25 protein-coding genes are annotated in these 26,540 nt (G+C 72.6%); 13 read left to right on the top strand and 12 right to left on the bottom strand.

What is annotated here, in order from left to right:
- Positions 1–223: 223 nt before the first annotated feature.
- Genes WD341_RS13770 through WD341_RS13760 form a run of 3 tightly spaced genes read right to left on the bottom strand, consistent with a single transcriptional unit; the run spans position 224 to position 3,205 of the window.
- On the bottom strand, positions 224–1,546 hold the full coding sequence (locus WD341_RS13770) for a TRAP transporter large permease (protein ID WP_368426042.1): 1,323 nt from the start codon (positions 1,544–1,546) through the stop codon (positions 224–226).
- Positions 1,547–1,565: 19 nt separating this feature from the next.
- Positions 1,566–2,111 (bottom strand): TRAP transporter small permease, encoded by a 546-nt coding sequence (locus WD341_RS13765; RefSeq protein ID WP_368426041.1) that lies wholly within the window; start codon positions 2,109–2,111, stop codon positions 1,566–1,568.
- A gap of 32 nt (positions 2,112–2,143) precedes the next feature.
- Entirely contained in the window at positions 2,144–3,205 is a 1,062-nt protein-coding gene (locus WD341_RS13760; RefSeq protein WP_368426040.1) for a TRAP transporter substrate-binding protein, read from the bottom strand.
- A gap of 263 nt (positions 3,206–3,468) precedes the next feature.
- Between WD341_RS13760 and WD341_RS13755 the strand changes: the two genes are divergently transcribed.
- Together WD341_RS13755 and WD341_RS13750 are read left to right on the top strand one after the other, a co-directional pair.
- Complete coding sequence (locus WD341_RS13755; RefSeq protein ID WP_368426039.1) at positions 3,469–5,235, top strand: thiamine pyrophosphate-requiring protein; 1,767 nt, start codon at positions 3,469–3,471, stop codon at positions 5,233–5,235.
- A 159-nt stretch (positions 5,236–5,394) separates the two neighbouring features.
- Positions 5,395–5,904, top strand: a complete 510-nt coding sequence (locus WD341_RS13750) for a hypothetical protein (RefSeq protein WP_368426038.1) — start codon at positions 5,395–5,397, stop codon at positions 5,902–5,904.
- Here WD341_RS13750 and WD341_RS13745 read toward each other — a convergent pair.
- Entirely contained in the window at positions 5,891–7,069 is a 1,179-nt protein-coding gene (locus WD341_RS13745) for a DUF3644 domain-containing protein (RefSeq protein ID WP_368426037.1), read from the bottom strand. The two genes, WD341_RS13750 and WD341_RS13745, sit on opposite strands and share 14 nt — an antisense overlap.
- Positions 7,070–7,133: 64 nt before the next feature.
- Here WD341_RS13745 and WD341_RS13740 point away from each other — a divergent pair, with 64 nt between their 5' ends.
- On the top strand, positions 7,134–7,715 hold the full coding sequence (locus tag WD341_RS13740) for a hypothetical protein (RefSeq protein WP_368426036.1): 582 nt from the start codon (positions 7,134–7,136) through the stop codon (positions 7,713–7,715).
- 159 nt (positions 7,716–7,874) lie between these two features.
- Here the strand turns inward: WD341_RS13740 and WD341_RS13735 are convergent, their stop codons facing one another.
- Together WD341_RS13735 and WD341_RS13730 are read right to left on the bottom strand one after the other, a co-directional pair.
- Positions 7,875–8,384 (bottom strand): GNAT family N-acetyltransferase, encoded by a 510-nt coding sequence (locus WD341_RS13735; RefSeq protein ID WP_368426035.1) that lies wholly within the window; start codon positions 8,382–8,384, stop codon positions 7,875–7,877.
- Positions 8,381–8,695, bottom strand: a complete 315-nt coding sequence (locus tag WD341_RS13730) for a DUF1778 domain-containing protein (RefSeq protein WP_368426034.1) — start codon at positions 8,693–8,695, stop codon at positions 8,381–8,383. Before WD341_RS13730 ends, WD341_RS13735 begins: the two co-directional genes overlap by 4 nt.
- A 414-nt stretch (positions 8,696–9,109) precedes the next feature.
- On the opposite strand from WD341_RS13730, the gene WD341_RS13725 reads away from it, so the two are divergent.
- The 3 genes from WD341_RS13725 to WD341_RS13715 all read left to right on the top strand — a co-directional run bounded on the left by WD341_RS13725 (position 9,110) and on the right by WD341_RS13715 (position 11,865).
- Positions 9,110–9,499, top strand: a complete 390-nt coding sequence (locus tag WD341_RS13725; protein ID WP_368426033.1) for a hypothetical protein — start codon at positions 9,110–9,112, stop codon at positions 9,497–9,499.
- 70 nt (positions 9,500–9,569) lie between these two features.
- Positions 9,570–10,451, top strand: coding sequence for a glycosyltransferase family 9 protein (locus WD341_RS13720; RefSeq protein WP_368426032.1), 882 nt, complete (start codon positions 9,570–9,572; stop codon positions 10,449–10,451).
- Between the two features lie 217 nt (positions 10,452–10,668).
- Complete coding sequence (locus WD341_RS13715; protein ID WP_368426031.1) at positions 10,669–11,865, top strand: PQQ-dependent sugar dehydrogenase; 1,197 nt, start codon at positions 10,669–10,671, stop codon at positions 11,863–11,865.
- 10 nt (positions 11,866–11,875) lie between these two features.
- Here WD341_RS13715 and WD341_RS13710 read toward each other — a convergent pair whose 3' ends face one another.
- Together WD341_RS13710 and WD341_RS13705 are read right to left on the bottom strand one after the other, a co-directional pair.
- Positions 11,876–13,378, bottom strand: a complete 1,503-nt coding sequence (locus WD341_RS13710) for a serine protease (RefSeq protein WP_368426030.1) — start codon at positions 13,376–13,378, stop codon at positions 11,876–11,878.
- Positions 13,379–13,387: 9 nt separating this feature from the next.
- Positions 13,388–13,984, bottom strand: a complete 597-nt coding sequence (locus WD341_RS13705) for a hypothetical protein (protein ID WP_368426029.1) — start codon at positions 13,982–13,984, stop codon at positions 13,388–13,390.
- Between the two features lie 254 nt (positions 13,985–14,238).
- Here WD341_RS13705 and WD341_RS13700 point away from each other — a divergent pair, with 254 nt between their 5' ends.
- The 4 genes from WD341_RS13700 (at position 14,239) to WD341_RS13685 (ending at position 18,401) form a co-directional block, all read left to right on the top strand.
- Positions 14,239–15,531, top strand: a complete 1,293-nt coding sequence (locus WD341_RS13700) for a VWA domain-containing protein (protein WP_368426028.1) — start codon at positions 14,239–14,241, stop codon at positions 15,529–15,531.
- On the top strand, positions 15,528–15,869 hold the full coding sequence (locus WD341_RS13695; protein WP_368426027.1) for an XdhC family protein: 342 nt from the start codon (positions 15,528–15,530) through the stop codon (positions 15,867–15,869). Before WD341_RS13700 ends, WD341_RS13695 begins: the two co-directional genes overlap by 4 nt.
- A gap of 121 nt (positions 15,870–15,990) precedes the next feature.
- Complete coding sequence (locus WD341_RS13690; RefSeq protein ID WP_368426026.1) at positions 15,991–16,734, top strand: XdhC family protein; 744 nt, start codon at positions 15,991–15,993, stop codon at positions 16,732–16,734.
- On the top strand, positions 16,731–18,401 hold the full coding sequence (locus tag WD341_RS13685; RefSeq protein WP_368426025.1) for an NTP transferase domain-containing protein: 1,671 nt from the start codon (positions 16,731–16,733) through the stop codon (positions 18,399–18,401). Before WD341_RS13690 ends, WD341_RS13685 begins: the two co-directional genes overlap by 4 nt.
- Before the next feature lie 52 nt (positions 18,402–18,453).
- On the opposite strand, the gene WD341_RS13680 is transcribed toward WD341_RS13685, so the two are convergent.
- The 4 genes from WD341_RS13680 to WD341_RS13665 all read right to left on the bottom strand — a co-directional run bounded on the left by WD341_RS13680 (position 18,454) and on the right by WD341_RS13665 (position 22,030).
- Positions 18,454–19,650: an MFS transporter gene (locus WD341_RS13680; RefSeq protein WP_368426024.1), complete on the bottom strand. Its 1,197-nt coding sequence runs from the start codon at positions 19,648–19,650 to the stop codon at positions 18,454–18,456.
- A 154-nt stretch (positions 19,651–19,804) separates the two neighbouring features.
- Positions 19,805–20,644 (bottom strand): alpha/beta hydrolase, encoded by an 840-nt coding sequence (locus WD341_RS13675; RefSeq protein WP_368426023.1) that lies wholly within the window; start codon positions 20,642–20,644, stop codon positions 19,805–19,807.
- A gap of 23 nt (positions 20,645–20,667) precedes the next feature.
- Entirely contained in the window at positions 20,668–21,054 is a 387-nt protein-coding gene (locus WD341_RS13670) for a hypothetical protein (RefSeq protein ID WP_368426022.1), read from the bottom strand.
- Between the two features lie 244 nt (positions 21,055–21,298).
- The gene (locus tag WD341_RS13665; RefSeq protein WP_368426021.1) at positions 21,299–22,030 is read right to left on the bottom strand and encodes a DUF1194 domain-containing protein; all 732 of its coding nucleotides are present in this window, start codon (positions 22,028–22,030) and stop codon (positions 21,299–21,301) included.
- A 323-nt stretch (positions 22,031–22,353) separates the two neighbouring features.
- Here WD341_RS13665 and WD341_RS13660 point away from each other — a divergent pair, with 323 nt between their 5' ends.
- The 3 genes from WD341_RS13660 to WD341_RS13650 all read left to right on the top strand — a co-directional run bounded on the left by WD341_RS13660 (position 22,354) and on the right by WD341_RS13650 (position 26,476).
- Positions 22,354–22,854, top strand: a complete 501-nt coding sequence (locus WD341_RS13660) for a hypothetical protein (RefSeq protein WP_368426020.1) — start codon at positions 22,354–22,356, stop codon at positions 22,852–22,854.
- A 140-nt stretch (positions 22,855–22,994) separates the two neighbouring features.
- A complete protein-coding gene (locus WD341_RS13655; RefSeq protein WP_368426019.1) occupies positions 22,995–26,132 on the top strand; it encodes a hypothetical protein in 3,138 nt (1,045 codons plus the stop codon).
- Positions 26,133–26,173: 41 nt separating this feature from the next.
- Complete coding sequence (locus WD341_RS13650; RefSeq protein ID WP_368426018.1) at positions 26,174–26,476, top strand: hypothetical protein; 303 nt, start codon at positions 26,174–26,176, stop codon at positions 26,474–26,476.
- The last annotated feature ends 64 nt before the right edge of the window (positions 26,477–26,540 follow it).

Genomic DNA, 26,540 nt, shown 5'->3' with positions numbered 1-26,540 from the left:
GCCCCTGGATCCCGGATCGCGAGGCTCGCGCGCCGATCGCCTCCGGCTCTCGGGCTCGCCTAGGCGTCCGGGATGACGGGGTCAGCGCCAATTCGTCATCCTGGACGCTAGGCAAGCCCCGGAAGCCGCCAGGCTTCCGGTTGGCGAGCCTTGCGATCCGGGATCCAGGGGCGACCCCTGCGGCGAGTTGCGGCGCCGAGGTCTCGGGCGGGGCCACGCCCGCTCAGGTCAGCAGGCGCAGCAGGAACAGGGTCAGGCCCGGGAAGGCGACCAGCAGGACGACGCGCAGCAGCTCGACGAAGAAGAAGGGCATGACGCCCCGGAAGGTCTCGCTCATCGGCACGTCGCGGGCGAGCGCGTTGATGACGAAGACGTTCATGCCCACCGGCGGTGTGATCAGGCCGAGCTCGACGACGATCAGGGCCAGGATGCCGAACCAGATCTTGGTCTCCTCCGGCCCCAGGCCGAAGTCGAGCTGCGCCACCACCGGCCAGAAGAAGGGGATCGCCAGCAGGATCATCGACAGGCTGTCCATCAGGCAGCCGAGCAGGATCAGCGCCGCCAGCAGCAGGCCCAGCACGACCAGCGGCGGCAGGCCGCTGCCGGCCATCATCTCGGCCGCCGCCTGGGGCACGCCGCCGCGCGACATGAAGATCTTGAGCAGCTCGGCGCCGAGCAGGATCAGGTAGATCATGCCCGTGGTCTTGGCGGTGTCGAGCAGCGCCTGGCGCAGGCCCGACCAGCCGACCAGCCGGCGCGCGACGCCGTAGAGCAGCACCAGGAAGACGCCGATCGCGGCCGCCGGCGTCGGGTTGAAGAAGCCGAAGTAGATGCCGCCGATGACCAGGCCGAAGATCACCACGACCGGCACCACGGCGATCGAGGAGTCGAGGATCTCGCGCCGGCTGACCCGGTCGCCCGGCGGCCCGGCGTCGGGCACCAGCCGGACGTAGAGCGCGATCGTGGCGAGGAAGAAGAACACCGCGAGGATGCCCGGCACGAAGGCGGCGATGAACATGTGGGCGATGTTCGCCTCGACGATGATCGCGTAGACGACCAGCACGATCGAGGGCGGGATCAGGATGCCGAGCACGCCGCCGGCCGCGACGGTGCCGGTCGCCAGCGACGGCTTGTAGCGGTAGCGGCGCAGCTCCGGCAGCGCCACCTGCCCCATGGTCGAGGCGGTCGCCAGCGAGGAGCCGCAGACCGAGCCGAAGCCGGCGCAGGCGGCGATCGCCGCCATGGCGACGCCGCCGCGCATCCAGCCCAGCCAGGCGTTGGCGGCGCGGAACAGGTCGCGCGACAGGCCGGCGCGCGTCGCGATGTTGCCCATCAGCACGAACATCGGCACGACCGAGAGGTCGTAGATCGAGAACTGCCCGTAGGCCAGGGTCTTGAGCTGCGACAGCAGGATCGCGTGGCCCGAGAGCACCGCCGTGCCGACCGCGCCGACCAGCATCATGGCATAGGCGATCGGCACGCGCAGCGCGATCAGCCCGACCAGGCCGCCCAGGCCGAGCAGCCCGATCAGCAGCTCGCTGCCCATCACCGGCGCTCCGTCCGGGTCATCGCGGCGCCGGCGTTCGTATCGGCCGCTCGTCCACGAGGCGCCCGCGGCAGGCCTCGAGCAGGGTCGCGCCGGCGGCCAGCACCAGCAGGAAGAGCGACACCAGGATCGGCACGAAGGCGATCCACAGCGGGAACTGGTAGATCGTCGTGACCTCGAGGTAGCGGCGGAAGTCGAGCAGGCCCAGGCTCATGCGCCACAGCAGCAGCAGGCCGAAGCCGAGCGCGATCGTCCCGGCCAGGATCGCGAAGGCCGACTGCCAGCGCCGGCCGGCGCCGGCGGTGAAGATGTCGGCCGTCACGTTGGCGCCGGTGATCTGGCAGTAGGGCAGGAAGGAAAAGACCGCCACGGCGATGCCGACCTCGACGATCTCGAAGTCGCCGGCGATCGGCTGGCCGAAGAGGACGCCGCCGGCCAGGCTGGCGGCGTTGACCAGCACGACGCCGACCAGCAGCAGGCCGCCGGCGAGCGCCCAGGCCTCGGTGACCCGGCGGATGCCCTCGAAGGCTCGCCCGGGACCCGCGCGCGCGCCGGCGGCCGCCATCTGGTCAGCCGCCCCGGATCACCCGGCCGCCATCAGTTCGCGGAGGCGTTCTTCTGGATCAGGTGGCGCGCCCGCTCGACCATCGCCGCGCCGTCGATGTCCTTGCTGGCGACCTCGTCCTCCCAGCGCTTGACGACCGGCTCCAGCGCGGCGCGGAAGCCGTCCCACTGCTCCTCGGTCAGCACGATGTGCTCGTTGCCGGCCTTGGTCGCGATGGCGATGCCGCCGTCGTCGTTGTCGCGCCACAGGTTGCCGACCTCGACCAGCCAGTCGCGCCCCGACTCCTGCTCGAAGACCGCCTGGATGTCGGCCGGCAGCGAGTTCCACTTGTCGAGGTTCATCGAGACCTGGAAGGTCGTGGTGCCGAGGCGCGCCTTGTCCGGCCCCTCGATCTGGTAGCCGGTCAGGTCCTGCAGCTTGAGCGCCGGGATGATCTCCCAGGGGATCAGCGCGCCGTCGACGACCTTCTTGGACAGCGCCTGCGGCAGCTCCGGCACCGGCATGCCGACCGGGTTGGCGCCGAGCGCCTCCAGCACCCAGGCGCCGGTGCGCGTCGGAATGCGGATCTTCTTGCCCTCGAGGTCCGAGGCCTGGCGCACCGGCTCGTCGACCATGTGGATCGCCTGGCCGGCGTGGACGTGCAGGAACAGCACCTTCAGGCCCTCGTACTCCTCGGCCAGGTACTCGTCGAACATTTCGTCCATGGCCAGGTTGGTCGCCGCCGTGTCGTTGACGTGGACGAAGGGCAGCTCGAAGACCTCGCTGCGCGGAAACAGGCCGGCGGTGTAGCCGTTGACCGTCCAGACGATGTCGACGACGCCGTCGCGCACCTGGCGGATCAGCTCCGGCGGCTTGCCGCCCAGGGACATCGAGGGATAGAGCTCGATCTCGACGCGGCCGCCCGAGGCCTCCTCGACGCGCTGCGCCCAGGGCTCCAGCATCTTGGCGTGGGCCGGCGAGGTCGGGCCCAGGAAGTGGTGCAGCTTGAATTCGTAGTCGGCCGCCGAGGCGGTCTCCGCCTTGCCCGCCGCGACGGTGGCGACGAGCGCCGCACCGGCCAGCAGGGTTGCGAGGCGCGTCCAGCGCTGAGACATGATCGTTCCTCCCCAGGTTTCGTCCGCCCGATTGGTCGGGCCCGTGCTTATTGGAGCGTGTTCTTCAAAGCTTTACCGGGCTTGCCCCGCCCGGTCCAGGGACGTTGACGGCCGTCAGTTGACTTGTCAATCCGCTCAGGCCCCTGATGACCGGAGCAGCCCCGCGGGCCGTTGCGCTCGGCGGCGCGATGCGCCCACCATGAAGCGAGGGAGGCCGCCCGCCCGGCCGCCTTCGCGCGCCTTTCGCACCTCCAGGAGACTCCATGCCCGCCACGCCCACCGCCTCCGCCGCGCCGCCCGCGCCCGCCCTCACCGCCGGCGGCGCCCTGCTGGCGCGGCTCAAGGCGGTCGGCGTCGACTGGATCTTCGCCAATTCCGGCACCGACTTCCCGCCGATCATCGAGGGCCTGGCCGAGGCCCAGGCGCGCGGGCTGGCGCTGCCCCAGGCCCTGGTCGTGCCCCACGAGGGCGCTGGCGTGGCCATGGCCCACGGCTACTGGCTCGCCAGCGGCCGCGCCCAGGCGGTCATGGCCCACACCAACGTCGGCCTCGCCAACTGCGCGATCGGCGCGATCAACGCGGCCCTGGAGCAGATCCCGGTGCTGCTCTTCTCCGGCCGCACGCCGACCACCGAGCAAGGCCGCTTCGGCGCCCGCACCGTGCCGATCGGCTGGGGCCAGGAGATGCGCGACCAGGCCGCCCTGGTCCGCGAGGCGACCAAGTGGGACTACGAGCTGCGCTTTCCCGAGCAGGTGCCCGAGCTGGTCGACCGCATGCTCGCGATCGCCAACTCCTCGCCGCGCGGCCCCGTCTACATGAGCCTGCCGCGCGAGGTGCTGTGCCAGCCCTGCCCGGCCGACGGCCCCGGCGGCGGCCTCGACGCGCCGCCGACGATGCGGCCGGCGCGCGCCGCCCCCGACCCCGGCGCCCTGGCCGAGGCCGCGCGCATCCTGGCCGCCGCCGAGCGGCCGGTCGTCTTCGCCCAGCGCGGCGCCGGCGGCGGCCCCGCCGCCGCCGCCGGCTTCGCGGCCTTCGGCGCGCTGGCCGAGGCCTGGGCCCTGCCGCTGGTGACCTGGTGGGCGCTGCGCCTCGCCCTGCCGACGGCCCATCCGCTCTCGGTCGGCGACGACCCCCTGCCCTGGCTCGCCGAGGCCGACGCCGTGCTGGTGCTGGATTCACTGGCGCCCTGGTCGCCGGACCTCCACGCGCCGCCGCCCGGCTGCAAGGTGATCCAGCTCGGCCCCGACCCGCTCCAGGCGCGCGTGCCGGTGCGCAACTTCCGCGCCGACGTCACCCTCGCCTGCGACACCGCCGCCGGCATCGCCGCCCTGGCCGAGGTCCTGGCGCCGCACCGGGCGGCGCGCAGCGAGGCCATCGAGGCGCGCCGCGCCCGCGTCGCCGGCCGCAGCGCCGAGACCCGCCGCAAGGCGCTGGCGGCCGCCTCGGCCGGCGGCGGCCGGCCAATGACCAAGGCCTTCGTCGCCCGCTGCCTCTCCGAGGCGATCCGCGGCCGCCACGCCACCGTGCTCTCCGAGCTCGGCTGCCCGCTCGCCCCGCTCGACCTCGCCGGCCACGACGGCTGGTACCAGGAGCCCCATTCCGGCGGCCTCGGCTGGTCCTTCCCCGCCGCCCTCGGCATGGCCCTGGCGGATCGCCAGGAGGGGAACCGGCGCCTGGTCGTCGCGACCCTCGGCGACGGCAGCTACATGTTCGCCAACCCCGTCGCCTGCCACCAGGTCGCCGAGGCCCAGGCCCTGCCGATCCTGCTCCTGGTCCTCAACAACGCCGAGTGGGGCGCCGTCCGCCAGTCCGTCCTCGGCCTCTACCCCGACGGCCAGGCCGCCCGCGCCAACGCCATGCCGCTGACCTCGCTCGCCCCCAGCCCCGACTTCGTCAAGATCGCCGAGGCGAGCCGCGCCTGGGCCCGACGGGTCGAGGACGGCGCCGACCTGCCGGCGGTCCTGGCGGAGGCGATCGGGGTGGTGGAGCGGGAGGGGAGGCTGGCGCTGGTCGAGGTGGGGGTGGGGTGATCGGCGCGGAGGCGGGGGGCGGCTTGTAACCCTTGGCTGACGTTGGCAGGGCCGGCTTCATGGCACTATGTTCGCCGGCCCGAGTGTGTGTGGAACTCTTGGCCGAGCCTACGGCTCAGAAATCGCAGGGCCGGTCGGATAACTTCAAAGCAGGTGCCGATGATTGACTATGTTACAGGCGATATCTTCACTCGCAGCCCCCCGAGGCAGACGCTCAAGGGATGGGACCCCTTCTGGGACTGCGTTGGCATTCTCTTCCATTTCCAGAATTCTGACGTCGCGGACGGAGATGAGGAGCTGCCGGAGTGGCGCCTCTACTGGGTAGCTGGGGTCGCACTCCTGAGGACCATCGGACATGTCTTGGCAAAGGTCGACGCAAAGTCCTCTGCTCAGCATTCCCAAGCGATTGGCCAACTGTGGGGGCGATTCCGCTCAGATCGCGAGGGTTCGTGGATCTTCTGGGAATTTATCGAGAGGGAGAGGAATAACCTTCTGAAAACCTACTCGTTTGGCGCCCAGCTTGTACCGCATAAGGACGGATACCACGTGGAGTTCGCGGACGGTCAGGACGCGTTCCAGCTGTTTCGCCAAGCCGTCTATTGGTGGCGGCACCAGCTCATGGAGCTCGAAGACAATCTCTCCCAGGACCCCGCAATCAGCCGGCCCTAAGCCGCGTGCGCACGTAGTCCACCCACTTGTCGTACCACCACCAGTCGCCCGGCCGGAGTTCGATGCCGAACTTGTGGGCAGGGTTCTTAGCGTCAGCCGCTTTCCAGAGGAGTTGATGGGCGTACTGGTTGAACTCGGGATGCCCCTCCCGCTTCATGAGCTCGATGACGTCCTTTGGTTTGTACTTCTTACGCTCTGAATCCTTTACCAGCACTCGGACGATCTCCTGCCCCTCCGCCGAGTCCGGTCTGATGAACTCGATGACCTGGTCGGCCTTGCCCTTAGAATTGACCGACCGCTCCACGTAGGCGACCCGGTAGGCGTACTTCGGGTCGCGAATCACAGCCTCCGGCAGGCCATCTTCAAAGGCGATGTGCGCGGTGATCAAATGCGCCGGCAGGTCTGTGTCCTTGAGCAAGAGATCGCGCTGCGCCTTGGCGATGCCAGCGAATTGCATGGCGAGGCCAAGCTCGCGGTCGAGACCGTATTCCGTCCCGAACATTGCCTTCAGCGCCGCGTTGAAGTTCAAGCAGCAGGCCTGGAGCTTGGCACTGATGAAGTCGTCAATGCGGCGCGTCATCTGGTGTTCGATTTCGTGCCGGATCTCGATGAGGAACTTGAGATTCGCCTTAGTCGCTTCGTCGAGCGGGCAGGCGGCATCGCCCAGACAATGCTCCAGCTCCCAATGCTTGTCCGCCCCATGGCGGGTCTTCAGGACGTCTCCCGTGCGCCGGTCCCGGTACCGGTAGTCGACGCCGACGCGCTTGAAGTGGGCGTGCATCAGATAGGTCCAGGCGATCACCGCCGTGACGATGAACACCTCGGACTTAAAGTGGGCTTGCGGGTTGTTAAACCCTTGGACCGCATGCAGCATCGCCTCACGCGCCTTGATCAACAGCTCGTCGCCGATCAGGTGCAGGCCGCTGCCGTCGACATTGGGCCAAGCGTCAAGGAATGCGGCCAGCTCCTCGGCGCTTGCAGGTGCGACGCCAGTATGGGTCTTTCTATCGCGAACGTCCTTGATCCGCCCGTGATTGATCGAGCGGGTTGGCCGCGTGAAGTACGCTAGGATATCTTGGTCGTTCTTTCGAGGGGGCGTCGCCATCATCGCCTTGATGATGGCTACCTCCCAGCGTTCGAGCCGGTTCTTGGGATTCCTTGCCATGGCCCTAATCTACACAGCTCAATGCCAAGCTTACATACTCAATAAACGGCTGCCGTGCCCATAGATGTTCACATCCGACCTCACGAAGGCGCAGCTTCGCGACCTCATCGACGGCATGTCCGACCTTGATGTGGCTCGGTTCCTCTATTGCCAGGAGATGGCCGGCACGTACCTAGCCGTGGGCAAGTTCGAAGACATGCTGATCAGCGCGATGCACATGTGCGACCGCGTCAGGCTCGGAAAAGCGCTGGGCGCGGACTCGAACCGTTGGGCGCGGTCGCTAGCGAAGAAGGCTCTGCTGCAAAGATCGACCTTGGGGTCGCTCATCAAGATCCTTGAGCGGCACGAAGTCGCCGAGGCAGACATCCGCTATCTGAAGTGGATTAAGGACAAGAGGGACTACTTCGTTCATCGCCTTTTTCACGAGGCCGCGTGGCCGGGTGATCTCGACGCGGAGAGTTGCCGCCTCATGAGCCGGCGTCTGCTCGCCATTCAACTCTGGCTGTCGCGGGCGGAGCGGAATATCTGGTCGATCTTCGAACGCGCCGGCTTCGTCGCGCTTAGCCGGCTGGATGATGGCAGCCTATTGGCGTCCAATTTGGACATTTACAGTCGCTCAGGGGAATCGAACGAAGTCCAGACTTGAAGCGCCGCGGATCGCGGGGCCAGGTCCGCTTTGTCACGCCTGAACGTCCCCTCCTGGCGCAAAGCGGCCGCAGTGCCGCGTTCAGGCGGCACCCACATCCGGCGCGAGCCCCAGTACCTCTCAAAGACGCCGGCGGTCGGGGACCCACCCGCGCCGGCCCTATCCCCTGCCCTTCACCACTGCCAGGGCATCGGCCAGGGTGATCATCAGGGTCAGCGGCTCGACCGGCGAGGCCGTGAAGCCGAAGCGCTGGTAGAAGCGCTTCGCGTCCTCCGAGAGGGCGTGGACGAGGATTGCTCGGATGCCGGCGATCTCCGCCGCCTGCAGCGTGCGCAGGACGGCGTCGCGCAGCAGGGCCGCGCCGATGCCCTGGCCCTGGCAGCGGCGGTCCACGGCCAGGCGGGCGATCAGCATGACCGGGATCGGCTCGGGCATGTTGCGCCGGATCCGGCCCGCCGCCTGGGCCTCGGAGACGGCGCCGACGGCCAGGGCGTAGTAGCCGACGACCCGTCCCTCGGCCCGGACGACGTAGCAGCGCGACGCCCCGGCGCCCTGGTTCGCCAGGGCGCGGCGGCGCAGCCAGTCGTCCAGCTCCTCCTCGCCCGAGGCGAAGGCGGTGACCTCGTGCTCGGCGGTCAGGGTCTCCGGGGGCGTGAGGCCCGGGATCACTTGTCCCAGGGTGCGAGTCGCCCGAGCAGGTCGCGCAGGCCGGGATGGTCGCGCGGCGGCGCGTCGAGGGCGGCCACGAAGGCCTCGTAGGCGCCCTCCTCGAGCAGGAAATGCCGGCGGTCGAGCAGGACGGCCTCGGCCTCGCGGCAGGAGGCGCCGACCACGAAGTCGGTCCGGTTGACGCCGAGACTGTCGGCGGCCTGGTCGATCAGCGCCTTCTGGCGCCGCGTGACGCGCAGGTTGATGTTGGCGTCGCGTGCCTGCTTTTCGCGTGCGTGCTTTTCCTGGGCCTGCTTTTCCTGGGCCTGCATTTTCTGGGCCTGCTTTTCCTGGGCGGTCGCGATGACCGGCTCCTTCCTCGCCTTGCGATCCCTCGCGGGAGATCGTGCCGCATTCGTGCGCACGTCGGCAATACAGATGTGGCGTGACGGGCGGTCCGGCAAGCGGCCCGTCAGAAGCTGACCGCCAGGCCGGCGTCCGGGCTCAGCCTCGAAGGTGTCCGGGAGAGCCCCGGCGTCGCCGGCGCGCCCACGCCCCTCGACGGGCTCGGGACGAAGCATCCTTTGGCACTCCCTTCCGCTCTCCCTTTGGCACTCCCTTCCGCTTCGTCCCGAGCCCGTCGAGGGGCGTGGCAGCGCGGGCGGCCCCGCCTCGCCCCCCGCCTTGACACCGCCCGCCGGCCCTGCAGTTATCGCCCGCGAAGTCCCGCCGCGAAGAGGAAGCTCATGGCCGTGCTGATTCCCGTCTCCTGGGGCGAGGTCGTCGACAAGCTGACGATCCTGGAGATCAAGGCCGAGCGCATCGGCGACCCGGCCAAGCGGGCCAACGTCGTCGCCGAGCGCGACCTGCTGCGCGAGGTGCGCGACCGCGAGGCGGCGGCCTCGGCGGCGCTCGAGGACCTGACCCGGCGGCTGCGCGCGGTCAACGCCGAGCTCTGGGACATCGAGGACGCGCTGCGCGACTGCGAGCGCGCCGGCGACTTCGGCCCGCGCTTCGTCGAGCTGGCGCGCTCGGTCTACGTCACCAACGACCGGCGCGCCGAGCTGAAGCGCGAGATCAGCGCGCTGCTCGGCTCCAGCCTGGTCGAGGAGAAGTCCTACGCCGCCTATCGCTGAGGCCGGGTCCAGGGCGAGGGCTGGGGGCGGCCCGATCCTGGTCGTCAAGCTGGGCGCCTTCGGCGACATCATGATGGCCGAGGGCGCGCTGCGCGACATCCGCGCCGGCCATCCCGGCGCCGAGATCGTCGTGCTGACGCGCCCGGCCTACCGGCGCCTGCTGGCGCGCTGCCCCTGGGTCGACCGCGTGCTGGTCGAGCCGGCGGGCTTGCGCTCGCGGCCGGGCCGGCTGCTCGCCTTCTGGGCGGCGCTGCGGCGCGAGGGCTTCGCGCGGGTCTACGACCTGCAGAACAACCGGCGCACGGCCTTCTGGCGCCGCTTCCTGCTGCCCGGCCGGCCCTGGTCGCGGCTGCCGGCGCTGCCGCCGGCCGAGCGCGCGCCCGAGCGCAAGCCCTCGATCCTGGAGCGCTTCGCCGGCCAGCTCGCCGCCGCCGGCCTGGCGGTCGTCCACACCCCCAACCCCCGCCCCGACTGGATGGCCGAGCCGGCCGGCGACGTGCTGGCCGCGGCCGGCCTCGCCGGGCCCTACGTCCTGCTGATACCCGGGTCCTCGGCCAAGCACCCGCACAAGCGCTGGCCGCACTACGGGGCGCTGGCGACGGCGCTGGCCGCCCGGGGTTACGCCGTCGCGACGGCGCCCGGCCCCGACGAGCTGGACCTCTGCCGGGCGCTGCCGGCACACCTGCTGGCCGAGGCCGACGGCCGCCCGCTCGACTGGTTCCGCCTCGCCGGCGTGCTGCAGGGCGCGGCCCTGGTCGTCGGCAACGACACCGGGCCGCTGCACCTGGCGGTGCACCTGGGCCGCCCGACCCTGGCCCTGTTCGGCGCCCACACCACGCCGCGGCGCGTCGGCCTGCCGCGCCCCGGCGTCCGCGTCCTCGGCCGCCCCGACCTCGCCGACCTGCCGCCCGGCGAGGTCCTGGAGGCGGCCCTGGAGGTGCTGGCTCGCTGAGCCCCCTCTCCGCCCCCTTGGGGGGGAGAGGGTTGGGGTGAGGTGGGGGGTTGGAGACTTTCCGGCAGCAGCGGCGGCACGCGTCGAGGCCGGGTCCCCCACCTCTCCCCGGCCCTTTCCGCCCCCCGGGGCGGAGAGGGAGATAGGCGCGCGTTGACCATCGGCGTGGGCGCCCCAGCTTCTAGGCGAACCCACCCCACGACGCCGGAGGCCCCCCATGCGACACCTCGCGCTGCCCCTCGCCGCCGCGGCCCTGCTCGCCGCCGCGCCCGCCCTCGCCCAGCAGGCGCCGCCCAACGCGCCCGACCAGGAGCCGGCCTTCGAGGGCCAGACCCGGGCGCCGCTGACCGAGCAGCGGGCCGACGTAAAGGCCGAGCTGGTCGCCCGCGACCTGCCGAACCTCTGGGGCCTGGCCTTCCTGCCCGACGGCCGCATGCTGGTCACGGCCAAGCGCGGCGACATGCTGATCGTCGGCCCCGACGGCGAGGCCGGAGCGCCGCTCGCCGGCGTGCCGGCGGTCGACGACGACGGCCAGGGCGGCCTGCTCGACGTCATGCCGGCCCCGGACTTCGCCGAGAGCGCCCTGGTCTACTTCGCCTACGCCGAGCCGCGCGACGGCGGCAACGGCACGACCGTGGCCCGGGCGCGCCTTGTCACCGACGAGGCCGGCTCCGGCGCGCTCGAGAACCTCGAGGTGATCTTTCGCCAGACGCCGACCTATGACGGCGGCATGCACTTCGGCTCGCGCCTGGTCTTCGCGCCCGACGGCAAGCTCTTCATCACGCTCGGCGAGCGCTCCGACAGGCCGATCCGCGACCAGGCCCAGGACCTCGGCTCCGGCCTCGGCAAGATCTTCCGGCTCAATCCCGACGGCTCGGTGCCCGAGGACAACCCCTTCGTCGGCGAGGCCGGGGCGCTGCCCGGGATCTGGTCCTACGGCCACCGCAACCTGCAGTCGGCGACCCTCGACGGCGAGGGCCGGCTGTGGACCGTCGAGCACGGGCCCAAGGGCGGCGACGAGCTGAACCGTCCCGAGCCCGGGCTCAACTATGGCTGGCCGGTCATCACCTACGGCGTCGCCTACAGCGGCGCCGAGGTCGGCGAGGGCATCACCAGGAAGGAAGGCATGGAGCAGCCGGTCTACTACTGGGACCCGGTGATCGCGCCCTCGGGCATGGCCTACTACGACGGCGAGGCGATCCCCGAGTGGCAGGGCGCCTTCGTCGTCGGCGGCCTGGTCAGCCAGGGCCTCGTCGTGCTGCACATGGAGGGCGACCGCGTCGCCCGCGAGGAGCGCCTGCCGCTGGGCGCGCGCATCCGCGACGTCGCCCTCGGCCCCGACGGCGCCCTCTATGCCGTCACCGAGACGCGCGGCGGCGGCGGCAGCACGATCCTGCGGGTGACCGCGGACTGAGCCGCGCCGCTCAGTAGATCGGGAAGGTCGAGAGGTGCGCGGCCAGCACGCCGTGGGCCATGCGCTCCAGGGCCTTCGCGACCTCGGCGCAGCCCGGGCCGCCTGGCATCATGGCGCAGCGGTCCGCGGCGGGCCCGTCGTGGGCGTGGTCGATGGCGACGATGCCGAACAGCGCCAGGTCGCGCGCCGCCAGGGTCTCGAAGGCCAGAGCGCTGCGCAGGGACACCGGCGAAGGCCCGTGGAAGGTCTTGCGCCGCACGACCAGCCCGTCGGGCCGCTGGCTCGGGGCCAGGTAGGTGAATGAGGGGTCGGGCCACCAGTTGACGTGGCGCAGCAGCACGAACTCGGCCAGCGCCGAGGCCTCCTGCAGCTGCCACGCACCCGCCAGGTGCATGCCCCCGAAGGAGATCTCGACGGTGCTGTCGGCGGCGGCGCCCTCGCCGTAGGCGCGGCAGACGTCCTCCTCGACGGGCGTGCCCATCCAGTCCGGCACCGCGACTGCCGCACCCTGCTCCTCCGGTACGTAGACGTCGAAGCGGAAGCCCTCGACGATCTCCTGGGTCACGCCGTAGAGCGCGAAGTGATCGAGCAGCTGCTGCAGGCCGAGCATGTCGTCGGCGGTCGCGGCCAGTTCCCGGAAGCCGCGGCTGCCGAGGGGCAGGAAGGCCAGCTCCCCGCAGTGCAGGCGCGCGACCGGCGCCGCCCCCTCGGACTCCGGCTCGGGCGTCGCGTAGAGGCTGGCGCTCTGCACCGAGGCGGCGCCCGCCGCCGCTCCGCCGGTGCCCGCCGGCGCCGACAGCAGGCCGGCGAGGTGCGCGGCGGGCAGGCCCCAGGAGATCGAGGCGGCGCCGCTTTGCAGCCCGCCCGAGCCGATCGCCGCGACCCGGCCCTCGCGGTCGAGCAGCGGCGCGCCCGAGGCGCCCGGCAGCAGGTGGCCGTCGAGCCGCACGATCTCCAGCTCCAGGTCGATGGCGCGGCTGGCGTCCAGCTCCTTGCGCACCTCGGCCGGCAGCATGCCGGAGAGGCGCGTCGCCCCGAAGGTCACCTTCAGCGACTTGTTGTCGAGGCTCGGCGCGCCCAGGAAGAAGGCCAGGGCGACCAGCTCGTCGTTGGCCTGCGGCCCGCCCGGCGCCGCGGCCAGCGGCGCGCCGGCGTCGCCCTCCAGGCGTAGCAGGGCGAGGTCGACCGGCTGCAGCGCGCGGTCCAGCTCGGCGCCGAGGGTGCGCCCGCCGCCGCGCTCGAAGTAGACGTCGAGGCGGCTGCAGCCGGCGACCACGTGGAGCGCCGTGACCAGCCTGTCGCCGCCCTCGAACAGGAAGCCGGTGCCGCTGCGCGCGGGGCCGTCCCGGCAGTCGCGCGCGCGCACCTGGCCGACCGCCGGCGCCACCCGCTCGAAGATCTCCCGGCTCATCTCGGCGGCCGCCGGCGCGGGCGCCGCGGCGCCGGCCGCCAGCACGAGGGCCGCCAGGGCGAGGGCCGCGAACAGGGGCAGGCAGGAGAAGGGTCGCCGCATCCTCTTCTCCTATTCGCAGACCAGGGCAACCGCCGCCGCGAAGACGGCCAGGCGATCGGCTTCCGGCAGGTCGGCCGGGACGGTCGTGGCGAAGCCCTGCCAGGCCCCTCCCTCGGCCGCGAAGGCCTCGGCGTAGGCCGCGGCCTGAGGATAGCTGCGGCCCTGCAGGGCGTCGCAGGCGGTCGCGGCCTCGCCGGCGAACAGCACGGAGGCGCGCTTGCCGGCCGCCTCGAGACCGCCGGGGTCCGACTGCCAGTCGCCGCGCAGCACGCCCAGCCGCTCGAAGGCGACCAGCTCGGCGGCGGCCCGCGGCTCGAAGCCCGCCGACTCCCAGGCCTGGCGACGCTCGGCGAGCGTCGGGGCGAGGCCGTCGCCGGCGCGCAGGTAGAGGCCGGCCAGCAGGGCCGCCGCCGCCGCCGCGGAGAAGCCGAGCACGCGCAGCGGCGAGGCCGCGGGCAGCGGGCCGGCCCCGCCCTGCAGCCCGAAGAAGCTGGCGAGCAAGGCGATCAGGGCGCCGACCACGGCGCCGACCACGGGACTGGTCGCAAGCCCGACCAGCAACCCGACCAGGGCACCCAGCGCCGCTCCCGACAGCAGATCGCGCATCGCGTTCCTTCGCACCCGGCCCACGGGCGCAAGCCCGATGACCCCGCGCCCAGACCCATTCCGGCGTCCATCATAGCCGCAAGGCGCGCCCGAAGACGACCCCGGATGGATCCGGCTCGGCCCCTCGCTCTTCGGCAAACGGCCAGCCGACCGTCGCAAGGGATCGCCGATGCTTTGATGGCAGCGCGCTGGCGTCGCCGGTCCCGAGAGCGACGGCGCTTTTCGTGCGTCGCCGGCGGCGCTACCCTGCCGGCATGCCCGCCGCCGACCCCTTCGCCGACGCCCAGTTGCGGCTGCGCCAGGACAGCCGCCTCGCCGAGCTCGCGGGGCGGCCGGAGGAAGGCCGGCTGGCCGAGAACATCCTCTACTTCGTGCGGACCCTGCGCGCGGCCGGCCTGCCGGTCGGGCCGGGCCGGCTGCTGGCGGCGGTCGAGGCGGTGCGCGCGGTCGGCCTCGACCGGCGCGACGACTTCTACTGGGCCCTGCACGCGGCCCTGGTCGAGCGGCGCGACCAGCGCGAGATCTTCGACCAGGCCTTCCAGATCTTCTGGCGCAACCCGAAGTTCCTGGACCGCCTGCGCGGCCTGCTGCTGCCCGACATCACGCCGCCCGACCAGCGCGAGGAGCGCCGCAAGGAGCTGAGCCGCCGCCTCGCCGACGCCCTGGCGGCCAAGCAGCGGGGCGAGGCCCCGGCCGAGCGGCAGGAGGAGATCGAGCTCGACGCGGTGATGACCTGGTCGGACCGCGAGAGCTTCCGCGAGCAGGACTTCGAGCAGATGTCGGCCGAGGAGCTGGCCCGCGCCCAGCAGGCGGTCAAGCGCCTGGCCCTGCCGCTGCGCAAGGTCGCGACCCGGCGCTTCGAGCCCTCGCACCGGCCGCCGCGCGCCGACCTGCGGGCGACCCTGCGCGCCGGCCTGCGCGAGGGCGGCGACCTCTTGGAGCTGCGGTGGAAGAAGCGCCGGCACCGGCCGCCGCCGCTGGTCGTTCTCTGCGACATCTCCGGCTCGATGAGCCGCTACTCGCGGATCTTCCTGCACTTCATGCACGCCGTGACCAGCGACCGCGACCGGGTCCATTCCTTCGTCTTCGGCACGCGCCTGACCAACCTGACCCGCTACCTGCGCCAGCGCGACATCGACCAGGCGCTGGAGCGCTGCGCCGGCTCGGTCACCGACTGGTCGGGCGGCACCCGCATCGGCGCCTGCCTCGCCGACTTCAACCGGACCTGGGCGCGCCGCGTGCTCGGCCAGGGCGCCATCGTGCTGCTGATCAGCGACGGCCTCGACCGCGAGGGCGCCGAGGGCGTCGCCCGCGAGATGGAGCGGCTGCACAAGTCCTGCCGCCGCCTGATCTGGCTCAATCCGCTCTTGCGCTACGAGGGCTATGCGCCGAAATCCATGGGAGCCAAGGCCATGCTGCCCCACGTCGACGACTTCCGCTCGGTGCACAACCTCGACTCCCTGGAGCAGCTGGCGGCGGCGCTGTCGGACCTGCCGAAGCGGCGGCAGGAGGCGGCGAGCCTGTGGCCGCAGGAGGTGGGGGCATGAGCGCGCTGGAAAGCTACGCCGATCCCAACGAGGTCCTGGCCGAGGCGCGGCGCTGGCTCGAGGAGGGGCGCTCGGTCGCCCTGGCGACCGTGGTCGCGACCTGGGGCTCCTCGCCGCGGCCGGTCGGCAGCCAGCTGATCGTCGACGACCGCCAGGCCATGCTCGGCTCGGTCTCCGGCGGCTGCATCGAGGGCGCCGTGGTCGAGGCCGCCGGCGCCGCCATGAAGGACGGCAAGCCCCGCCTGCTCGAGTTCGGCGTCTCCGACGAGGACGCCTGGTCCGTCGGCCTTGCCTGCGGCGGCTCGGTTCAGGTCTACCTGGAAAGGCTGGAGCCGTGACGACCGGTCCGCGCTGCCACGTCCCTCGACAGGCTCGAAACGAAGCCATCTGTCGCGCAGTTCTGCTTCGTCCCGAGCCTGTCGAGGGGCGTGAAGGCGCCGGCGGCCCCGGAGCCCTGCCATGAAGCGCGCTCTGCTCGACCGCCTGCTCGAGGGGCAGCGCGCCAAGCGGCCGCTGGTGCTGGTCACCGACCTGGACACGGGCCGGCAGCTGCTGCTCGACGCCGGCGAAAGCCTGGGCGAGCTGGCTGGCGAGGCCGCCGCCGAGGCCGCCGCGCGCCAGGCCCTGGCCGGTGAGAAGAGCGGCCGGCTGCCCGAGGGTCCGCTGTTCGCCCAGGTCTTCATGCCGCCGCTGCGCCTGGTCGTGGTCGGCGCCGTCCACATCGCCCAGGCGCTGGTGCCCATGGCCCGCCTCGCCGGCTACGCGGTGACGCTGGTCGACCCGCGCCAGGGCTGGGCCAGCCCGGCGCGCTTCCCCGACGTCGAGATCTGCGGCGAGTGGCCCGACGAGGCCCTGGCGACGCTGGCGCCGGACCGGCGCACGGCGATCGTCACCCTGACCCACGATCCCAAGCTCGACGATCCCGCCCTGGTCGCCGCCCTCGGCAGCCCGGCCTTCTACGTCGCCGCGCTCGGCTCGACCCGGACCCACGCCAAGCGGCGCGAGCGCCTGCTCGCGACGGGCCTCGCCGAGGCGGAGATCGCGCGCCTCGCCGCCCCCGCCGGCCTGGCGATCGGCGCCCGGACCCCGGCCGAGATCGCCGTCTCGGTGCTCGCCCAGATGACCGCCGCGCTGCGCGGCGCGCCGCCGCTGGTCAAGGCGCCGGTGCCGGAGGCGGTGCCGGCGCCGGAGGCGGCCGCGTGACCTTCGGCGAGATCCCGCTCGAGGAGGCCGAGGGCGCCCTGCTCGCCCACTCGCTGCGCCAGGGCGGGCTTTCCTTCAAGAAGGGCCGGCGACTGTCGGCCGAGGACGTCGCGGCCCTCCGCGAGGCCGGCCTAGAGCGTGTCGTCGCTGCGCGGCTGGAGCCAGGCGACCTGCACGAGGACGCCGCGGCGGCACGCATCGCCGAGGCCCTGGCCGGGCCCGCCGGGGAGTCGGGGACCAAGATCACCGCCGCCTTCACCGGCCGCTGCAACCTGGTCGCCGAGGCGCGCGGCCTGTTCCTGGTCGACCCCGCGCGGATCGCGGCGGTCAACGCCCTCGACGAGGCGATCACCGTCGCGACCCTGCCGGCCTTCGAGCCGGTCGAGCCGCGCCAGATGCTGGCGACGGTCAAGATCATCCCCTTCGCCGCTCCCGCCGAGGCCGTCGAGCGCGCCGTGGCGCTGCTCGCCGACGGGCGCAACGCCCCCGCCCTGCAGGTCGCCGCCTTCCGGGCGCGCAAGGTCGGGCTGGTGCAGACCGCCCTGCCCGGCACCAAGCCGGCGCTGCTCGACAAGGGCCGCGCCGCGCTCGACGCCCGCCTCGCGGCCCTCGGCTGCCCGCCGGCGCTCGAGCGGCGGGTCGGGCACGCGGCCGACGAGATCGCGGCGGCCGTGGCTGCGCTCAAGGCCGAGGGCTGCCAGCTGCTGCTGGTCTCGGGCGCCTCGGCGATCGTCGACCGCCGCGACGTGGTGCCGGCCGGCATCGAGGCGGCCGGTGGGCGTCTGCTTCACTTCGGCATGCCCGTCGATCCCGGCAACCTGCTGCTGCTCGCCGAGCTCGAGGGTGCGCCGGTGCTCGGCCTGCCGGGCTGCGCGCGCGCGCCGAAGATCAACGGCTTCGACTGGGTGCTGCAGCGCCTGGTCGCCGACCTGGCGGTGACGCCGTCCGACATCGCCGGCCTCGGCGTCGGCGGCCTGCTCAAGGAGATCGGCGGCCGGCCGCTGCCGCGCGCCGAGGCCGTGCGCGGCGCCGAGGAGGCGGCGGAGGCGGCCGGCGAGAGCGGCGCCAAGCGCCAGCCGCGCATCGCCGCCCTGGTGCTCGCCGCCGGGCAGGGCCGGCGCATGGGCGGGCCGAACAAGCTGCTGCTGCCCTACCGCGGCGAGCCGCTGCTGCGCGCCGCGGTCCGCGCCGCCCAAGAGTCCGACGCCGCCGAGGTCCTGGTCGTCACCGGCCACGAGCGGCAGGCGGTCGAGGCGGCGCTCGAGGGCCTCGGCGTCCGCACGCTGCACAATCCCGACTACGCCGAGGGGCTCAGTACCTCGCTCAAGGCCGGGCTCGCCGGCCTGCCGGCCGAGGTCGACGGCGTCGTCGTGCTGCTCGGCGACATGCCGCAAGTCGGCGCCGGCGTCATCGACCGGCTGATCGCCGCCTTCGATCCCCTGGAGGGCCGCGCGATCTGCCAGCCGAGCTGGCACGGCAAGCGCGGCAATCCCGTGCTCTTCGCCCGGCGCTTCTTCGCCGAGGTCCAGGCGCTCGGCGGCGACGTCGGCGCCAAGCCGCTGCTCGCCGACTATCCCGAGCTGGTCTGCGAGGTTCCGGTCGAGGCCGAGGCGGTGCTGAGCGACGTCGACACGCCGGCGGCCTACAGGGCGCTGACGGCGGAGTAGGGACGCGCCGAGCGCGCCCGCGCCAGCGGGCGCAGTCGTGAGGCGGCAGTCGCTACATCCGCCGCGGCACGTGGCGCGCGTACCAGGCGCCGGCGAAGTAGCTGGCGGCGCTGGCGACGAAGACGAAGGGCAGCGGCAGCACCGTCAGGATCAGCGCGAAGACACCGGGCGGCGCGACCTCGGAGAAGTCGCGGTAGGTGACGAACACCGTGGTCATGCCGGCGCGCTGCGACGGCCGGACCGAGCGCAGGAACGGCAGGTTGCCGCTGACGTCGAGCGACATCGAGGCGACCGCCGCGCAGACCAGCAGCAGCGCCGCCAGCGCCGGCGCGAAGGGCATCGCCAGGGCCGCGGCCAGGGTCACCGAGCCGCCGACCAGGAAGGCGCAGACGATGGTCCAGCGCACGCCGCGGCGCTCCACGACCCGGCCGATCACCGGCGCCAGGAACAGCATGCCGTTGCCGGCCGAGACCAGCAGCCCGCCGACCTCGGCGCCCAGCCCCGCCTCGACCGCGAAGACCGGCACGTAGATGAAGTACATCGCCCACCAGGCGCTGCGCGTGAAGGCGATCAGCCAGCCCAGGCGCAGGCGCGGCTGGGCGAAGAAGCGGCGGATGTTGAGGAAGGGGTTCGGCGCCGGGCTGCGCGCCCGCACGATCGCCCGGTCGTCGCTGGCGCGCAGGAACCAGAAATAGCCGAGCAACAGCAGCGCGCAGGCGGCGCTGATCAGGTAGGGTGCCGCGTGGTCGACCCGGGTCCAGAGGAAGACGCCGAGCGCCGGGCCGACGGTCCAGGCGGTCGCGGCGTAGAGCAGGCGGACCGGCTCCATCCGGTTCAGCTCGCGCCGCTTCAGGTAGTCGAGGATGTAGAGGTTGAGGCAGATCGAGAAGCAGGCCGTGCCGAAGACCCGCAGCAGCATGCCCGCGGCCGAGCCGACCAGGGTCTCGCCCGCCAGCAGCAGCGCCGCGGCCAGGCTGGCGATGGCGCCCAGGCTGTAGGTCCAGCGCCGGCTGATCAGGCGGACCAGCAGCGGCACCGAGAAGTTCAGCAGCAGCCCGATCCCGCTGACCACGAAATAGACCAGCGACATGCCCTTGGGGTCGCCGACCAGCGTCAGCACCTGCAGCGGCACGACGCTGGCGATGATCGCGCGGGTCAGGGACTCCAGGGAGAACAGCAGCGCGAAGGAGGTCGCGCCGGGCGCGCCAGCGGCCTGCAGCCAGATCGGATGACGGACGTTCAACGCCACGCGCTGACACCCAGCCCGGCTCCGGCCGACCCGGCGCCCCTGCCTCCTCCTATAGGCGGCTTCCCGCCGGCGGCGTCATGCAAAAGCGGCATGGCCCGCCCCGTGCCGCCGCCTATGTGCCGACGCCCTGCGCGCCGCCGCCTACTTGCCGACGCTACTCACCGAGGCCGCCGGGATCGGCGAGGAAGCGGGTCATGCTCGCCGCCGCCTCCGGGAAGTCGAGCAGGTCGACGTGCTGACCCTGCTCGATGCCCAGCAGCCGCTTCGGCGGCCGCGCGGCGTCGAGCAGGCGCTCGGACATCTCGTAGGGCACGACGCGGTCGAGCCGGCCGTGGACGATCAGCAGGGGCGCCTCCAGCCGGCCGATGCGCGCCAGGCTGTGGAAGCGGTCGCGCACCAGCCAGCGCGCCGGCACGTACCAGTAGTGCTGCTGGGCGGTCTCCGCGATCGAGGTGAAGGGCGCCTCCAGGGCGACGCCGGCGACGGGGCTGCCGGCGGCGGCCTCCGAGGCCGCGACCTGCGTCGCCACGCCGCTGCCCAGCGACTCGCCGTAGAGCCGCCAGCGCGCCGGCCCGATGCCCTGTGCCTCCAGCCAGCGCAACGCGCTGGCGGCGTCGACCAGCAGGCCCGCCTCGCTCGGCGCTCCCGGATTGCCGGCGTAGCCGCGGTACTCGACCAGCAGCAGCCCCTGCCCGGCCGGCAGGACCTGCAGCATCTTGGCGGCGCGGCCGGCGGCGTTGCCGCCGTTGCCGTGGAAGTAGACGACGACCGCGGCACCGGTCTCGGCCGGCGGCAGCCAGAGGTGGCGCAGGCTGAGGCCGTCGGCGGTCAGCGTTTCGATCAGCTCGAAGGGCGCCAGCTCCGCCAGCCGGGCCGGGTCGAGCGGCTCGGTCCAGGGCTGGTAGAGCAGGTCGCGCTGCTTGACGAACAGCAGGAGGCAGACGGCGAGATAGAGGGTCGCCAGGAGGATGACGGACCAGCCCAGCGGCCCCACGATGCGGCGTCCCCCGGCGCGGCTCAGTTCGACGGCTCGCGGCCGGTGAAGAAGCGCTCCAGCAGGGAGCCCTCGCCGCCCGGCTGCGGCTTGATGCGCGGGCCGGCCGCGCCGCCGGCCTCGCCGCTCGCGGGAACCGGCAGCGGGGCGCTCGCCGGGGCCTCGTCCGAGGCGACGGGCGAGGCGGCCTGCCCCGAGGGAGCGGGCGCGACGCGGGGCACGCGCGGGGCCAGGGGCGCCTGCGGGGCGGCGATCTTCGGCCCGCTCGCCGGCCGGGCGATCGCCGGCTTGTCGAGCGCCGGCGGGGCCACGGCCGGCGCCGCCGGCCGTTCGGCGGCCTCGCCTTCGGTGGCGGCGGCCTGCCCGGCGTTCGCGTCGCGCCCCGTGTCAGAGGCGGCCTCTTCGCTCACGGCCATCCCCGGCAGCGCCGTCGGGGGCGGGCCTTCGGTCCCAGCCGCGCAGGCGGCCAGCGGCAGAAGCAGGCCCGCGGCCAGGGCACGCAGGCGGCGGACGCGCGGCAAGGCTGAGGAGTTCGACAAGATCTCTTCCCTTTCTCGCCGGAGGGGCCCGGCAGGCAGGAGGCGCCCGGCACAGTATGACGGCGGGCGGGCGCGCCTCAAGCGGCGGCGCCCGCGCGACACCGCCACGGCAGCCTCAGGGCCGCCAGGCGGTCTGCTCCCTGCGCGTGGCCGGCGCCTGGACCAGCGGCGGCCCGCCGATCTCGCGGATCAGCTTCATTCGGATCGCGCGGGCGAAGTCGCGATAGTCGGTTGCGCTGATCAGGAAGGCGCCCGAGCCGCCGATGACGTTGTCGCGGTAGTAGGCGTCGACGCCGGGGTCTTCGTTCAGGATCGCCAGACCGTTGATCGTGATGCCGGCGGCGACCGCGGCGTCGCGCAGCTCCGGAGTCTGCACGCCCTGGTTGGTCCGGCCGTCGCCCGAGACGTCGATGGTCCGACGCTTGCCTTGGTAGCCGTTACTCTCGAGCAGCAGCTGGGAGAAGCCGATGGCGTTGCCGATCGCGGTCGAGCCGCCGGTGACGTAGCGCGGCGCCGCGTCGAGGTCGGCGGCGAACTCGGCGGCGCTGGCGCCGTCGTAGATCAGGGTCCACTCGACAGCCTTGATCTGGCGGTCGCGCCCGGACCACTGGACCAGGGTGACGGCGATGCCGAGGTCGCCGGCGGCGCGCACCGCGCCCTGGACCTCGGGATCGCGGAAGGCCGCCGAGAGGCCCCGCATCTGCAGGTCGAATTCCCAGGAGGTCACGCTGGAGGAACCGTCGACCGCCAGCACCAGCTCCAGCTCGACGGCCGTCGCCGCCCGCGCAGCGGCGGGCGGGCCGGCTGCGGCGGCGAGAAGGACGAGCAGCGCCAGAACCTGTCTCACGGCCCCGACTATAGGACAGGCGGGCCGCCCTGGCAGCCTCACGAATCCGGGAGGATCGGCCCTCCCGGTTCCGCGCGCCGCCTTGTATCTCTCAGTTGCCGGCCGGCAGGGAGCCGGCGAGGGGATCGCCTGGAGGTGCATCTGCTGCCGTCAGGCGAGGCCGTGCTCGAGGCCATCGGTCGGAGCCGCCCGCTCATGGAGGGGCGACGCGCCGGCGTGCGCCACAACGATGACATCATCTTCTGCGAGAAGATGCTTGAGCTGAGTCGCTCGGGCTGGCCGTCCAGGAGACCCATCCGAGGGACGGCGGCGGGAGCCGGGACATGCCACGCACCCTTCTGCTTCTCTGCCTCGCACTCCTCCTCAGCGATGGCGGGCCCTTGCAGGCGCTCGCGGCTACGCCCCAGCTCGCGCAGGCCGAGCGGAAGGTGCTGCCGGAGGACGCGTCGCCTGCGGCCGGGCGGCTGGAGGTGACGGCGCGCTGCGATCCGCTGCGCCCCGGCGAGAGCGTCGCGCACTTCAGCTGGTCGCCCGTCCCCGGCCCTGAGCACCGGCAGCGGCTCGACGTGACCGGCTTGCGCACCGGGTTTGCCGACGGCGACTTCGAGACCATCGCCGAGCTTCCCGCCTCACAGCAGAGCGTCGAGTGGCGCCGCGCGGAAGCGGGGATCAACTACTACTGGCGGGTCCTGACGCTGACCGACGCCGGCTGGGTGCCGAGCCCGGTCGCCCGATTCGAGGCGCCGACCTGCCCGGTCGACTACGAGCGGCCCCAAGACGAGAGACCCGAAGGTGCCGTCCCCCAACAGCCGAAGCAGCAGTAGTCGAGGCGGGGGAGCGGCCTGACAGGAGGTCGGAGATGGTCATGCCGTTGCGCGCGTCCGGTCGTTGCTTTGGCCTGCTCCTGGCGATCGCTGCGGCAAGCGTGTCGCTTTGCCTGAAGGCGGCGGAGCCGGCGGCCCAGGTGACGATCACCGATATCAACCCGGACCAGTCGACCCTGGACCCCAGCGACCCGGACGGCGCGAGCGGCGGCCGGGTGAACGGCCTCGCCGCCGTGCCCGGGAGCCCGAACGTCTACTACGCCGCGAGCGAGTGGGGTGGCCTCTACAAGACAGAGGACTTCCTGACCGCCGGCGGCCGGTGGTTCCGGCTCGAGGCGCACCTGCCGATGGCGACCTGGGACGTCGAGGTCGATCCCTCCGCGACCGGCCGCGTCTACGCGACCTCGTTCTTCGACGGCCGCGCCGACAGCCTGGCCGGCATCAACGTCAGCAACGATGCCGGCACGAGCTGGAGCAAGCCTGCGACCGCGACCCCGCCGGACGACGCCTCCTTCTGCAGCGCCGCCCGCCGCTCGCAGCCCTCGGCCTTCGGCATCGCCGTCGACCCGGAGCGGAGCGCCAACGTCTACATCGGCACGAACTGCGGTCTGGCGATCAGCAACGATGCCGGCGCGACCTGGAGCTTCGTCGACCCGACGCCGGACGACCCGGCGACCAACGTCTGGGACGTCGTCGTGCATCACCGCGGCACCATCGACCTGTGCGGCGACGACGGCCACGCCCGCTCGACCGACGGCGGCGCTTCCTGGACGCTCGGCAGCGGCCTGCCGTCCGGCCGCTGCTCGATCGCTGCCTCGCCGCACGAAGCCGAGGTGGTCTTCGCGGCGGTCGGGACCAACGCCTACGAGACGGACGACGGCGGCGGCGGCTGGACCAACCTCGGGACGCCCGACTCGCGGCGTCAGGGGCGCATTCCCTTCGTTGAGACCAACGAACGCGGCGCGCGCAGCTTCGACCTCTGGTACGGCGATGTCCGACTCTACCGGGCCGGCTGCACCAGCGGCGGGGGCGGCCTGCGCTGCCCCATGGCGGTGACCGGGGCGCCGCAGCCGGCGCCGCCCGCCGGCTGGGCCGGCCCCTTCACCCGCTCGGTCGGCGGCCATGACGACGTCGCCGCCATCGTCTTCGACCCCGAGACCGAAACGAATGCCTGCCCGACGCTCTTTTCGTCCGACGGCGGGGTCTACTTCAATACGGGCAGGGAGGCGCCGCGCTGCCATACGCCGGCCTGGGAGCAGCCGGCGGCGACGCCGCACGCCATGTGGTTCTGGGGCTTCTCCGGAGCCGAGCAGCCGGGCCTGCCGAACTTCGATCTCTACGCCGGGGCGCAGGACGTCGGCACCTTCGCGACCACCGACGCCGGCGCCGCCAGCCCGAGCTGGGTCAATCGCGAATGCTGCGATTCCTTCGACGACGCGGCCTCGGCGACGCAGATCCTCTACAGCTTCTGCTGTCTCGGCGGCAGCGGGCGGTCGACCGTGCTCCGGCGGCGCGGCCAGGGCATGGCCGGCGGCGGCAGCTTGCCGAACGCCTCCTATCCCGCCGACGGCCTGCTGCCGGGCTTCAGGTTCCCGGACATCGTCGACCGCTTCGGCGCGACCGGGCACGTGCTGCTGACGCGCGACTGCTCGCCGGGGGTGAACGGCTGCCCGGGCGCCAACGGCGGCGACGGCGGCGTTTACGTCACCAACGACACCAGCGTCGATCCGATCGCCTGGACCGAGCTCGGCGACGCGACCGAGCCGCCTAGCAACGCCAGCTGCGCCGTCAAGGCCGGCACGGCGGGCGGCGTTCCGACCTTCTACGTGCAGGTCGGCGGCTGCGACGGCCGTAGCGCCGACGCGCTCTGGAAGTACGTCGGCACCGACCCCGGGGGTACCTGGCAGCGGATCGACATGAACCTGCCGGACGGCGGCGGCGTCGGCATCTTCGACGTGGATCCCGGCAATCCCGACCGCCTCTATGCCTCGAACCTGACGCCGGGCGGCGTCGCCATGGTGCGTTCGCTCGACGGCGGCATCACCTGGGAGGCGGACCCGCAGCTCGACGAGCTGATGACCGGCGGCGGCCTGTTCCTCTACCGGAACACGCGCGGGCCGACCGTCTTCACCGGCCTGCTCGGCTACCCGCAGCCGACCTTCGTCGAGTTCGATCCCGCAGACGCCAACGTGATCGTCGGGGGCGGCGCCGATTCCGGCGTCTTCATCAGCACCGACGGCGGCTTCTCCTGGACGCTACTCAGCGACCCCTTCACACCCGTCGCCTCGGGCATCCCGCACATCCCGAGGCCGCGCTTCGCAGTCTTCGACCACGAGCCGAGCGACCACATCTCGCTCTACGTCGGCACTCAGGGCAAGGGCGCCCTGCGCATCCGCTACGAGCCGCCGAAGCCGCGTTTCGAGTACGCGGCGAAGGTCGTCTGCGGCGCCCAGGACGACCCCGCCGACATGCGCCTCGCCCGCGGCTTCTACGCGACGACGATCAACATCCACAGCCCCGGGAAGCGCAGCAACCGGATCTTCAAGAAGCTTGCGCTGAGCTATCCGCCCGAGCAGCAGAGGCCGGGCGAGATCCTGCCGGTCGGCCGCGACACCCTGCACTACGACGAGGCGCTGAAGACCGACTGCAGCGAGCTGAAGCGGCTGTTCCCCGAGGGCTTCCCTGCGCCCTACATCGAGGGCTTCCTGGTCATCCAGAGCACCGAGAGCCTGGACGTGACGGCCGTCTACACGACGGCCACCATCCGCGACGGCAAGGCCGAACTGCACAGCAGCATCGACGTCGAGCAGGTCGACGAACGGAACCTCGCCGTCGATCTTAGGGTGCGCAAGGTGGCGGATGTCTTCCCCTTCCCGATCACCGACAACTTCGTGATCTACGCTGTGCTCTACGAGGTCACCGTCGGCAACGGCGGCGTCCAGGTCGCGACCGACGTGCGCGCCGAGGACGAGCTGCTGCTACAGGCGACCAACGCGGTCGGGCTGCCGGTCGTCCTGGCGACGCCGATCGACCTGCCGCCGGGCGGCCAGATCCTGAACATCCTCCACGCGCCGCCGGAGGCCTCGTTCCAGCTGCGGCTCGGGGATCTGGACCCCGGCGACACGCTGACGGCGCGTTTCTGGGTGCTGGCGGCGGTCTATCGCACGGGCAGCCCGGCGAGCGCCTTCCTGCGCAACACCATCGCGGTCGACAGCGACGAGGCGGAGATGACGCCGGCGAACAACCAGACGACGATCGAGACCCAGCTGCTGCCCTGAACCCAGGCGGCCGCCGCGCTGCCGGCGGCCGGGAGGACCTCATGGATCCGAGACGCTTCCCCCTTCTCGCCGCGCCCGCTGCCCTCCTGCTCGCGGCGCTCCTCGCCCCGGCGCCAGCGGCGGGTCAGGATCGCGCGCCGAAGCCGTCGCCCGAGGCCCGGCAGGAGACCCACGACTGCGCCGGCCTCGCCGCCCCGGCGGTCGAGAAGTCGAGGGCGGAGGTCGAGCGCAGGAAGCCGGCCGAGGTTCAGGCGCGGCTGCCCGAGCTGCTGGCACGCTTCGCGGCGCAGCCGGAGCTCGAATCGGCGCTCGGCTGCCTGATGCGGCGCCAGCCCAGGGGCTAGCCTGGATTCCTCATACTGGAAGGGGTCGTCACGTGGGTTATCGGCGGACAGGCAAGGAGAAGCG

The organism is Tistlia sp. (genome assembly GCF_040905785.1).
Taxonomy (GTDB): domain Bacteria; phylum Pseudomonadota; class Alphaproteobacteria; order Kiloniellales; family DSM-21159; genus Tistlia.
The sequence above is the reverse complement of the archived record's forward strand: the minus strand, read 5'-3'. Positions and strand labels throughout refer to the sequence as shown.